Here is a 12,341-nt window from a genome sequence, read left to right on the forward strand (position 1 = left end):
TTGAAAGCAATAGAAAGAGTTGTATATAATGATAATTGGATTACTTTAGTTATCATACTAGCTATTGTATTATTGGCTATGATGAAGCTACTAAAACCTACTAAGTTATATGGATATACTATTGCTTTTGTAACTCCTGGTTTTTTTCATAAAAGAATGGAAGAAGGTGTTTCTTTTTTCACACCTTTTAAATTGTTACTGTTTTCTTTTTCTATAATTGTTATTTCTTTATTTTTATTTTTCACTTTAGTATCAGAAATATATTCTCATAGTTTTCTAGCTTTTTTAGGACTCTTCTTGTTTGTTTCTGTATATTTTTCTGTTCGTTTTTTTTTAGATTATGCATTGGCAAATATTCTTGGTTTATCTAAAACCGTAAGCTATTTTTTATATACAAAATCGGGTTATTTATATGTTCTTAGCATTTGGTTATTTCCCATTATCATACTGTATCAATACACTTTTACAAATAAACTTTTCTTAATTTATTCTTTCTGTATCTTGCTTGTTTTTAGGGTCTTTTTAATTTTAACAAATAATAAAAAACTTGTAATTAGTAAGTTGTTTTATTTTATTTTGTACTTTTGCACCCTTGAAATAGCACCGCTATTAATTCTTTATAAAACAACAACTACGTAATAAAGAGAAAGTTTATGAAAGTTAAAACTATTTTAGTCTCTCAACCAAAACCAAAAACAGAAACATCGCCATATTTTGACTTGGCAGAAAAGCAAAAGGTTAAGGTTGACTTTCGATCGTTTATTCATGTCGAGGGAATACCTGTAAAGGAAGTAAGAGCTCAAAAAGTTGATTTAAACAATTACACAGCCATTATACTTACCAGTAGAAATGCTGTTGATCATTTTTTTAGAATCGCTGAAGAAATGCGTTTTACTGTCCCTGATGATATGAAGTACTTCTGTCAATCTGAAGCTGTAGCCTATTATTTACAGAAATACGTTGTGTACCGTAAACGTAAAATTTATGTTGGTAATAGAACATTTCCTGAGTTAACTAAATTAATCAAGAAACATAAAGACGAGAAGTTTTTACTTCCTTCTTCTGATAAATTAAAATCTTTAATTCCTGAAGAATTAGATAAATTGGGAGTTAACTGGAAACGTGCGGATTTATATAGAACTGTAGTCAGTGACTTATCTGATTTAGAAAATGTTTTTTATGATATTTTGGTATTCTTTAGTCCATCAGGGATTGATAGTTTATTTGAAAACTTTCCTGATTTCAAACAAAACAATACTCGAATAGCTGTTTTTGGAAACACTACTATTAAAGCTGTTGAAGATAGAGGTTTACGTGTAGATATTGCTGCTCCGACACCAGAAACACCTTCAATGACTATGGCTTTAGAAAAATATATTAAAGAAGCTAATAAAAAATAAATAGCCTACTTGCTTTAAAAAGCCGCTAATTAAATTAGCGGCTTTTTTTTGTAATGCAAATATATTTCTTTCGACTTTTCCATTTTATTCTAATTAATGGAAAGTCCATAAATGTCAAAACAACCCAATATAGCTATTCTTATTTTTGCAAACTCTTCTAAAAGAGAGGCTGAAAATAAGTTTTTAGAAAAAGGGGAACAGTTATTTGACTATTTAAATAAAAAGATTGTTTTTGAAGCTTCAAAAACAAACGCTCAAATATGTATTTGTAATGAAACTCACCAAATAGGAGCTACTTTTGGTCAGCGTTTTACAAACGCTATAGAAAACACTTTTGCCAAAGGGTTTCATAACATAATTGTTGTAGGAAATGACAGTCCAAATTTAAACGCTTCCCACTTACAAAAGGCTATTGACCATCTTCAAAACGACCTTCCTGTTTTAGGTCCTTCAATAGATGGAGGCATTTATTTACTCGCCATTAATCAAAAACATTTTAACAAGAAAAGTTTTGCAACACTTCCTTGGAAAACTCCCGATTTATTTAGTACGCTAAAAAAAATACTTGAAAAAAACGAACATTCTGTATCACAACTCGCATACTTAAAAGATATTGATTCAGAAAACGATTTAATCTATTTTTTAAATCGTTATTCAACGAACAGTTTCCTAAAATATCTAATTAATAAGATACTTCTCTTATTGAGAAAAAGTTTTTACAACACCTCATACACATACAGATATCAATACACCTCAGTACTTTACAACAAAGGTTCTCCTACAACTTCACAAAGAACTTCCATTTTTTCTTAAGTGCAACAATATCATAACAATCATTCATTTAGTAGTAAAATGCTTTGCTTTTTATTTACTCTTTGATGATTCTCAATATGAAACAAAATTTATAAAATACATGAAACAAATCTTACTGGGGTTGTTATTATGCCTAACCACCTTTGCGAATGCTCAATATACCATTAGAGGAAAAGTAACCTCAAAAAACAATGGAACTCCCATTCCTTTTGTTAACGTAACTATCAAAAACACCACGAAAGGAACGGTTACAGATAATAGTGGCAATTACTCTTTAAAAATAAAGAGCAAAAACGATATACTAATTTTTTCTTCTATAGGCTATAAAACAGCAGAAATTAAAGTTGGGAATCAAAAGAGTATATCTATTTATTTACAAGAAGAAAATACAGGGTTAGACGAAATAATTATTACTGCTTTAAATAAAAAAAGAGAGTCTAAAGAGCTAGGATATGCTATTCAAAGCATCCAACAGAAAGATATTTCAGAAGTTAAATCGGTAAATTTTTTAGATAATTTATCAGGAAAATTAGCGGGTGTTAATATTACCAGTGGTGGGGCTACTGGCGTTGGCTCATCTTCAAAAATCGTTATACGAGGCGAACAATCTTTCACCAATAACAATCCACTTTTTATTGTAGACGGTACCCCCATAAACAATAATACTATTTTTAATAATACTAATGAGGCAGCTGCAGGTTTTCAAGAAGCTGATTTTGGTAACGGTGCTATGGAAGTTAACACCGATGATATTGCCTCTGTTTCTGTATTAAAAGGAGCTAGTGCTGCTGCTTTATATGGTACTAGAGCTTCTAATGGAGTTATTATCATCAACACAAAAAAAGGAAGCAATGCTTTTCAAATGAGTGTTAATTCTTCTTTATTTATTGACACAGCTTTCCAACTTCCTCAGTTTCAAAACGAATACGGACAAGGAAATTCTGGACGTTTTGAATTTGTTAATGGGTTAGGTGGAGGAACTAACGACAATATTTCCTACAGTTGGGGACCAAGATTAAACCAAGGTACTTTAATTCCTCAATTTGACAGTCCAGTATCTCTACCCGATGGCACTACCGTTAGAGGAGGTGATACTGCTTTGTACAATGGATTTCCTATCACCCCCACTCCATTTATAGCACACCCTAACAACTTAATAAATTTTTATAAAACAGGTATTACAACGATTAATAATATTGCCATAGCATCGGGATTTAACAAAGGGAATTATCGTTTGTCATTGACCGATGTTAACAGTGAATCAATTATACCAGGTGTTAATTTACATCGTAAAACAATTGCTACTAATTTGCAATTCATCCCTTCAAAAAACACTACCATTACTTCGCATGTTAATTATGTAAATAGCAATAGTGATAACAGACCTTCTAATGGATACGGATCTGAAAACGTAAATTATTCATTAGTAGCTTGGGGGCCTCGATCGTTAAACATTAACAGTTTAAAAAATTATTGGCAACCAGGATTGGAGGGTAAACAACAATATTCGTTCAACTATACTTTTTTTGACAACCCATATTTCATATTACACGAAAATAGAAATGAATTTAACAGAGACCGTGTTTTTGGTAATATTTCAGCAAAACAACAAATTACCAATAACCTAAACCTAACACTAAGAACAGGAATGGATTACTCTAGTGAAAACAGGCGTTTTTTAAGAAACTTTAGTTCCAATCGGTTTAGGAATGGTGCATATGCTGAACACAAAGTAACCTATAGAGAAATTAACACCGATTTTTTAATTAATTATACCCCTAAAGTTAATAATATTACTCTTGATATTTCCTTAGGAGGAAATCGTCTTGATCAAAAAGCTAGTACACAACAAACACAAACTACAGAATTAGCACAACCCGGTATTTTTAGCTTTAACAACGCTGCTTCTCCCATTGAAACTTTTAATTTTTTATCAGAAAAAAGAATCAACAGTTTATATGGCTTGATAAAATTAGGATATAAAAATATTTTCTTTTTAGACATTGCAGGTAGAAATGATTGGTCTAGCGCGCTTGCTACTCCAATTACCACCACTAATACTTCTTTCTTTTACCCTTCGGTTTCTACCAGCGTCATTTTAAGTAAATTATTTCCCCTTCCTACAACGGTTTCATTTGCAAAAGTTCGTGCAAGCATTGCTCAGGTTGGTAACGACACCAATCCATATCAAACTTCAAGAACCTTTATCCCCACAACAAATGTACATTCACAACCAGCATTTACAAGTCAAAATTTTATTGCCAACCCTAACTTACGCCCAGAAAAAACAACTTCTTTTGAAATAGGGGCTGATCTTCGTTTTTTTAATGATCGCTTAACTTTTGATATTACTTATTACAACGCACTTACCAAAGATCAAATTTTATCACTTCCAATTCCTATTTCATCAGGCTTTAAACAACAAGTAGTTAATGGCGGAAAAGTACGTTCTGAAGGGGTAGAACTTGTTATAAATGCCACTCCTTTTAAAACCAATAACTTCAAATGGAATACTACTGTGAACTTTAGTAAAAATGTTGCCACCATTGAATCGTTACCTCAAAACAGTGGACGAATTACATTGGCGTATTCAAGAGTATACAACAATCCAGATCAAACAGTTTGGTTTCAAGTAGAAGAAGGCGGACGCATCGGTGATTTTTACGGAACTGGTTACTTAAAAAATGAAAAAGGTGATTTTGTCTTAACATCAGAAGGAAATTTTATTGCAGACCCTACACTTAAAAAACTAGGAAATTACAATCCTGACTTTACAATGGGACTCAACAATAGTTTTTCGTACAAAAACTGGAATTTAAACTTCCTTTTTGATTGGCGACAAGGGGGAGAATTAGTTTCAAGAACCTTAGCTTTAGCAGGAGTTGCTGGTCAGTTAAAAGAAACAACTTACCGACCAACATCGGGTATTATTCCACAAGGGGTTGTAAATACTGGTACTCCAGAAAACCCAATATACACCCCAAATACAACTGCAATAACTCCCGAAAGTTATTACAGACAATTTTACGACAGAAATCATGAAGAAAACAATGTCTATGACGCCTCTTATTTAAAGTTACGACAATTTGCCTTCAGTTATACCTTCAATTTAAAAAACAATGCCTTTGGTTTCGTTAAAAATGGAGCTGATGTAACTCTTTCTTTTATAGGTAAAAATGTATTTGCAATTAGTAACATTCCTCATTTTGATCCAGAGCAACTAGCAGTGCAAGGAAATAGAATTGTTAGTGGTGTCGAAGATATGTCGTATGCTACCACCAAAAGCTTCGGATTTAAACTAGGTGTAAACTTCTAAAAAACAATATCATGAAAAATTACATATCTCTCTTCCTATTAGCACTTATAACAAGTTGTACTAGTGATTTTGAAAAAATAAATACAAACCCTAACTTTCCTGTTGATGTAGAACCCAGTTTATTATTTCGTAAAGTTATTTACAATTATGGAGAGGCAATGTCGTATGAAGGTTTTGTTGCAGGTAATTTATTAAGTCAACAACTTACTGCTTTAGATTTTAATTTATTTGATCGTCACGCTTTAAAATCACCACAATTAGGAGGGAATCCATGGCCTGTATTTTACACTAATTTAAGGGACAATGAAATTATCCTAAACAAAGCCAAAAATAATCCAACATTTAAAGTGTATGAAGGCCCTGCTTTAATTTTTAAGGCATATATGGCTATGGCTTTGACAGATCTTTTTGGAGATGTTCCCTATAGTGATGCTTTTAATGGAGATAACAAAACTGTTACTCCCAAATACGACACACAAGAAGCTATTTACTTAGCAGATGGAGGTATTTTAGATAGTTTAAAAAAGGGAATAATAGCAATTAAAAATTACACGGGTAGTTTACCGCTAACGGGCGATGTTTTATACAACGGAAATCTAGATAGCTGGATTTTATTTGCCAACTCATTACGAATAAAAGCACTCATCCGTATTTCATCAAAACAAAACACAAGAAAAGAACTTCAAGAAATTGTAACCGATGGCAACTACATTGCCAACAATGCTCAAAATGCTGTTTTTAATTTTACAGATGGAGAGCCTAATAACTTTAGAATGGCACGTTTACGGGTAGGAGATTTTAACAACTTTGTAATGTCTAAAACTATTGAAGAAATTTTAAAAGAGCTAAATGATCCTAGAATTCAAACTTTTTTTAGGCCCTCTAGTAATATTCCCAGTAATTATAACGGGTTAATTAACGGAATAGACGCTTCAAAAACCACTATTTCATTGGGAAATTATTCATTAGCTGGCTTCATTTTTAGAGAACATTCCGGAAATTTGCAAGCCAATTATATGACCGCTTGGGAAACTAATTTTTTATTAGCAGAAGCAGCTCATAAAGGTCTTATTACCCACGATGCCAAATCACTATACGAATTAGCTACCAAACAAGCCTTTAGTTATTGGAACACCAACATACCTAATGATTACCTTACAACAACTGCTAGTTTTGACGACACAAAAGCCCTTGAGCAAATTATTACACAAAAATGGATTGCTAATATTATTAACGGCTATGAAGGGTGGATAGAATATCGTAGAACTGGGTTTCCTAATCTGAACCCTATTTCAGCAAGTTTAAATAACAATTTAATTCCTGTAAGAATGCCCTATCCTGCAGAAGAAGCCTCTTTAAATAAGATAAATTACGAATTAGCTGCTCAAGCTACTAATGGTAATAGTATTAATTTTGGTGTTTGGTGGAATAACTAAAGTAAGAAATTAAAATTTTCTCAGAACATGTACAACCAATGAAAGAAATAATATACATTTGGCAATGGGGTTTGCTACTTAGTACCAGCTTAGTATTTTTAATATTAGCACCTTTTGCCCAAACCAATCAAACTTTCTTTAAAGCTACACACAATAAAAAAGCACCTAATACATTATTACTCACAGGTAGCTTAGTCATCTCTTGGATTTTTGCTAAAAGTATTACCAATGCCGCTAATTTAGGCTTACAGTTTGGACTTGTAGGAGGGGTTGCGTATGCACTGTATTACCTTTCGTTTGCCGTTGCTGGAATAATTATATATCAACTACGTACCAAAGGAGGTTTTAAAAGCATTCATGACTTTTTAGGTATTCGATTTGGTAATACCGCTATTCTTGTATTTTCAATTTTAATTCTCATTAGACTATTTAACGAAGTTTGGTCAAACACCATGGTTATTGGTTCTTATTTTGGAGCTGTAGGTAGCTCTTCATACTACACTTCTATTGTGGTTTTTACACTTTTAACCTTGACTTACGCTTTAAAAGGAGGTTTGAGTAGTAGTATTTTTACCGATGCAATTCAAATGTTATTTTTCTCTGTACTTTTGGCAATTATTCTTTGGAATATTTACTCTACTAAAGGTATAAATTACGAAACCGTTTCAAATTCTGGTAAGTGGACGATGGCTTTAGGAGGAAACTTAGCTATCGCTGCTTTTTTACAATCGTTTAGCTATCCTTTTCACGACCCAGTGTTAACCGATCGTGGTTTTATAAGTAATCCGAAAACAACCCTAAAAAGCTTTCTTTGGGCTACTGTTATTGGGTTTTTATGTATTGTTTTATTTAGTTTTGTAGGTATCTTTGGAAAAATCAATGGCCTTAATGGTCAAGCAGCTGTTGCTTTTAGTAAAACCTTAGGTGTTGGAATGTTATTAGTTGTTAATTTTATTATGATTACCTCAGCTGCATCTACCTTAGATTCTACATTTTCATCAACAGCTAAGCTTTTTGCTATTGATTTAAACATTAACCCCTCTGTTTCATTTGGTAGAATAATAATGCTACTCATTGCTATTATAGGAACTCTTCCTGTGTTCTTAAACGCTTCAATTTTATCAGCAACCACTATTAGCGGTACTATGGTTATTGGACTAGCTCCAGTTTTTATATTATGGAAGTTAAAACCTCCTAAAATTAGTTACTACTTATCTGTAGGCACTGGTATTATCATTGGATTTTTATTAGTTTTTGATGCCTTTCCTTCTTTGTTAATTTTTACTTCTGGCAAGTATGCCAATTTACTTTGGAGCAATGTTTGGGGAAGTATTCTTTGTTTTACTCTTTATTTAATTCCGTTATGGATACAAAAACAACATACATAAATACCGTTAAAGGAAAAGTACTTTTGTTTGGGGGTATTTACAGTAATCTACAAGCTTTAGAAGCTTTAATTAAAGTCGCTGAAAAGGAAAATATAGCACCTGAAAACTGTTTTTGCACAGGTGATATTGTTGGCTATTGTGCACAACCAGAAGAAACAGTACAAACCTTTATAAACTGGGGAGCACATAGTATTATTGGAAATGTAGAACAACAGTTACGAAATAGAGAGGTTAATTGTGGTTGTGATTTTACAGAAGGTTCTCGTTGTGATGTTTTTTCAAAAGCGTGGTATCCTTTTGCTCAAAACCAACTTTCGGAAGCTTCAATTAATTGGATGCAAACCCTACCCAATTATATCTCTTTTACTTATGCAAATAAAAAGATTTTCATGGTACATGGTTCATACCATTATATTTCTGAATTTATTTTTAAATCTACTCCATGGAAAAATAAAATTTCATCATTCAATGAAACTAATTGCGATGTAATTGTTGCTGGACATTCCGGACTTCCTTTTACAGATGAAAAAGACTCGCTTCTTTGGTTAAACCCGGGAGTTATTGGCATGCCTGCTAACAATGCAAAACCACATGTTTGGTATGCCATTTTAAATGACACTAATGGTTTTTCATACTCTTTTCATACTCTTTCTTATAATTATAAAAAAGCAAATACATTAATGACTGAACAACAGCTACCTCCTGCTTATGCACAAACATTACTTACAGGTTTTTGGGACAATATGGAAATTTTGCCCCAAGAAGAACGACTATGGAAAGGACGAGATTTATTTAAAATTATAAATCATTAATTCATTATTTTTATTGCTGAAATTTATAGCTCCTATGGAAAGATACCTAGAAATCGTAAAAAACTCCTACACTGGTTATTGGAACTACTTAAAACAATCTGTTTTGTTTGAAATTCAATGGGAAAATTATTTTTATGGTTTAATTATAATTTCTCTTATTGTTTGGGGATTAGAAATTATCTTTCCTTGGCGCAAAAACCAACCTTTATTTCGTAAAGATTTTTGGCTGGATACTTTTTACATGTTTTTCAATTTCTTTTTACTAAACCTCATCGTTCTTATTGCCTTATCAAATACAGCAGAGCAGTTTTTTAATGATATTTTAGGTTTGGTTGGATTATCGGTTGCTAATTTTCAATTATTCGACATCAACACATTTCCTTATTGGGCGAGACTCTTAGTATTTTTTATTAGTATTGATTTTGTACAGTGGTTCACTCATACATTATTACATCGATATGAATTTTTATGGAACTTTCATAAAGTGCACCATTCCGTAAAACAAATGGGGTTTGCTGCCCACTTACGTTACCATTGGATGGAACCCGTAGTATATAACTCTATGAAGTATATTCCTCTTGCTATTATGGGCGGATTTACAGCACAAGACGTTGCTATTGTTCATTTTTTCAACATTACTATTGGTCATCTTAATCATGCCAATATTAACTGGGATTACGGTTGGTTAAAATATATTCTGAACAATCCAAAAATGCATATTTGGCATCATGCAAAAGAGCTTCCTGAAGGCAGAAAAATGGGAGTAAACTTTGGAATTACGCTAAGCATATGGGATTACATTTTTAAAACTGACTACATTCCTTACAATGGGCGTGATATTGAATTAGGTTTTGACGGGGATGAAAAATTCCCTAAAGACTTTATTCACCAAGAAATATATCCAATAGGAAAAAAATAACATTTTAAGTCTTTTTTAACCTATTACTTAATACTTTCAATTAGCTGTTTTGCTGCCAATTTGTATCTTTAGCTTTTTAAAAATAAACAGATGAAGTATATAAAAATTCTATTCTTATTTATTGTCGTTCAAGTTACTGCACAGCAAGGAGGTATGTGGATTCCTTCTCTTTTAGAAGGAATGAATGAACAAGAAATGACCTCTTTAGGAAGTAAACTTACCGCTAAAGACATTTATGATGTAAATAACTCAAGTTTAAAAGATGCTATTGGGCATTTTAACGGAGGTTGTACTAGCGAAGTGATTTCTCCTGAAGGATTAATTTTAACCAATCACCACTGTGGTTTTGGGCAAATTCAATCACACTCTTCTTTAGAAAATGATTACCTAAAAGATGGTTTTTGGGCGATGAATAAAAAAGAAGAATTACCTAATAAAGGGCTATATGTTGAATTTATTATTCGTATTGATGATGTAACTACCAAAGCATTGAATGGGGTTACTGATACTATGACTGAACGTGAAAAACAATCGACTATTGATAAAAACATCAACGAAATTCAAAAAACAGTACAAAAAGAAACATGGCAAGGTGTTAAAATAAAGCCATTTTACAAAGGCAATCAATATTTCTTATTTGTTACAGAAAAATTTGAAGACGTTCGTTTAGTAGGTGCACCACCAAGTAGTATTGGAAAATTTGGTAGTGATACCGATAACTGGGTTTTCCCTCGTCATACAGGAGATTTTTCATTATTCAGAATTTATGCTGATAAAAACAATCGTCCTGCTAAATACAGCAAAGACAACGTTCCTTACAAACCAAAGCACTTTTTACCAGTTTCTTTAGATGGAATTGAAGAAGGTGATTTTACTATGGTTTTTGGTTTCCCAGGTCGTACTAATGAATATTTACCCGCTGTTGCTATTAAACATATTACACAAGAGTTTAATCCGAGTAACATTGCTATTCGTGAAGCTGCATTAAAAGAAATTGATGCACAAATGAAAGCTAGTGATGCTGTTCGTATTAAATATGCTTCAAAACAAGCACGTATTGCAAATGCTTGGAAAAAATGGATTGGTGAAAATCTAGGAATTAAAAAGAGTAATGCTATCGCAGAGCGTCAAGCTTTTGAAGCTACTTTCAAAAAAGCATTAAAAGAAAAAGGATTAGAAAAAACCTACGGAAATATTCTTCCTGAGTTTGAAAAATTATATACAGACTTTGCTGATATTAATATTAAAAGAAGAAACTTTATTGAAGTTTTCTTAGTTACCAACGAGTTGATGCAAATGACTTTTAGAGCGTATCAGTTAGAACAAGTAGCTTTAAATAAACCTGAAAAGTTTGAAGAAGCTAGAACTTCTTTGATAAATCGAATTAAAGGAATTCATAAAAACTTTGATATAAATGTTGATAAAGGAGTGTTTAAAAATGTAATGCCTTTATACAATCCTACTAATGTAGATGCTTCTATTTATGACAAAACAAATTTTACTGATTTAAATAAAGCTTTACAATTATTAGAAGGAGACGCTAAAAAGGTGGTAAAAAACTTAAACAAAGATGCTGCTTACCAATATGCTAAGCCTATGATTGAAGAGTTTTACACAAAAATCAATCCTGAGTTTCAACAGAAAAATCAGCCAATTACAGCGTTACAAAAAACATACATGAAAGCATTAATGGAAGCATTACCAAATGCACGCTATTTTCCTGATGCTAATAGCACTTTACGTGTTACTTACGGTCAAGTTCGTGGATACTCTCCTAGAGATGCTGTGTACTACAATCCTGTAAGTTATTTAGATGGTGTTATTGAAAAATACGTTCCTGGTGATTATGAATTTGACGTTCCTCAAAAGTTACGCGATTTATACGACGCTAAGGATTTTGGACAATACACTGATAAAAACGGAAAAGTTCCTGTTTGTTTCTTAGGAACCAATCATACCACAGGTGGTAACTCTGGTAGTCCTGCTATTGATGCACATGGAAACTTAATTGGTTTAAACTTCGACCGTGTATGGGAAGGAACGATGAGTGATATGAATTACGATCCTGAAATTTGTAGAAATATTATGGTTGATGTTCGCTATGTATTATTTATTGTTGATAAATATGCAGGAGCAAAACACTTAATTAAAGAAATGAAGTTAGTACACCCAAAGAAAAAATAAAACATTTTTCTACATAAGAATAATATAAAAGCGAGGTTGTAAAATACATACCTCGTTTTTTTATATAAATAAA

At 32.2% G+C, this 12,341-nt stretch carries 9 protein-coding genes; all 9 read left to right on the top strand.

Annotation, left to right across the window (positions count from 1 at the left end):
* The 9 genes from ABMY20_RS04100 to ABMY20_RS04140 all read left to right on the top strand — a co-directional run bounded on the left by ABMY20_RS04100 (position 1) and on the right by ABMY20_RS04140 (position 12,268).
* Positions 1 to 639: a DUF4271 domain-containing protein gene (locus tag ABMY20_RS04100; protein WP_349264703.1), complete on the top strand. Its 639-nt coding sequence runs from the start codon at positions 1 to 3 to the stop codon at positions 637 to 639.
* 14 nt (positions 640 to 653) lie between these two features.
* A complete protein-coding gene (locus ABMY20_RS04105; RefSeq protein WP_047787881.1) occupies positions 654 to 1,400 on the top strand; it encodes a uroporphyrinogen-III synthase in 747 nt (248 codons plus the stop codon).
* A 111-nt stretch (positions 1,401 to 1,511) separates the two neighbouring features.
* The gene (locus ABMY20_RS04110; RefSeq protein ID WP_239178209.1) at positions 1,512 to 2,213 is read left to right on the top strand and encodes a DUF2064 domain-containing protein; all 702 of its coding nucleotides are present in this window, start codon (positions 1,512 to 1,514) and stop codon (positions 2,211 to 2,213) included.
* A gap of 100 nt (positions 2,214 to 2,313) precedes the next feature.
* Complete coding sequence (locus ABMY20_RS04115) at positions 2,314 to 5,529, top strand: SusC/RagA family TonB-linked outer membrane protein (protein ID WP_349264704.1); 3,216 nt, start codon at positions 2,314 to 2,316, stop codon at positions 5,527 to 5,529.
* Between the two features lie 11 nt (positions 5,530 to 5,540).
* On the top strand, positions 5,541 to 6,965 hold the full coding sequence (locus ABMY20_RS04120) for a SusD/RagB family nutrient-binding outer membrane lipoprotein (RefSeq protein ID WP_349264705.1): 1,425 nt from the start codon (positions 5,541 to 5,543) through the stop codon (positions 6,963 to 6,965).
* Between the two features lie 38 nt (positions 6,966 to 7,003).
* Positions 7,004 to 8,353, top strand: coding sequence for a sodium:solute symporter (locus ABMY20_RS04125; protein WP_159611001.1), 1,350 nt, complete (start codon positions 7,004 to 7,006; stop codon positions 8,351 to 8,353).
* Positions 8,329 to 9,165: a metallophosphoesterase family protein gene (locus tag ABMY20_RS04130; protein WP_159611003.1), complete on the top strand. Its 837-nt coding sequence runs from the start codon at positions 8,329 to 8,331 to the stop codon at positions 9,163 to 9,165. Before ABMY20_RS04125 ends, ABMY20_RS04130 begins: the two co-directional genes overlap by 25 nt.
* 34 nt (positions 9,166 to 9,199) lie before the next feature.
* The gene (locus tag ABMY20_RS04135) at positions 9,200 to 10,084 is read left to right on the top strand and encodes a sterol desaturase family protein (RefSeq protein WP_167712784.1); all 885 of its coding nucleotides are present in this window, start codon (positions 9,200 to 9,202) and stop codon (positions 10,082 to 10,084) included.
* Positions 10,085 to 10,174: 90 nt separating this feature from the next.
* The gene (locus tag ABMY20_RS04140) at positions 10,175 to 12,268 is read left to right on the top strand and encodes a S46 family peptidase (protein ID WP_349264706.1); all 2,094 of its coding nucleotides are present in this window, start codon (positions 10,175 to 10,177) and stop codon (positions 12,266 to 12,268) included.
* The last annotated feature ends 73 nt before the right edge of the window (positions 12,269 to 12,341 follow it).

Source organism: Tenacibaculum sp. SSH1-16, assembly GCF_040104435.1.
In the GTDB taxonomy this organism is placed as follows: domain Bacteria; phylum Bacteroidota; class Bacteroidia; order Flavobacteriales; family Flavobacteriaceae; genus Polaribacter; species Polaribacter mesophilus.

What these genes read in the sequence shown, in the direction of transcription:
- ABMY20_RS04105 (WP_047787881.1), top strand. Translation starts at nt 654, where the DNA reads ATGAAAGTTAAAACTATTTTAGTCTCTCAACCAAAACCAAAAACAGAA.
- ABMY20_RS04110 (WP_239178209.1), top strand. Translation starts at nt 1,512, where the DNA reads ATGTCAAAACAACCCAATATAGCTATTCTTATTTTTGCAAACTCTTCT.
- ABMY20_RS04135 (WP_167712784.1), top strand. Translation starts at nt 9,200, where the DNA reads ATGGAAAGATACCTAGAAATCGTAAAAAACTCCTACACTGGTTATTGG.
- ABMY20_RS04140 (WP_349264706.1), top strand. Translation starts at nt 10,175, where the DNA reads ATGAAGTATATAAAAATTCTATTCTTATTTATTGTCGTTCAAGTTACT.
- ABMY20_RS04120 (WP_349264705.1), top strand. Translation starts at nt 5,541, where the DNA reads ATGAAAAATTACATATCTCTCTTCCTATTAGCACTTATAACAAGTTGT.
- ABMY20_RS04115 (WP_349264704.1), top strand. Translation starts at nt 2,314, where the DNA reads ATGAAACAAATCTTACTGGGGTTGTTATTATGCCTAACCACCTTTGCG.
- ABMY20_RS04130 (WP_159611003.1), top strand. Translation starts at nt 8,329, where the DNA reads ATGGATACAAAAACAACATACATAAATACCGTTAAAGGAAAAGTACTT.
- ABMY20_RS04125 (WP_159611001.1), top strand. Translation starts at nt 7,004, where the DNA reads ATGAAAGAAATAATATACATTTGGCAATGGGGTTTGCTACTTAGTACC.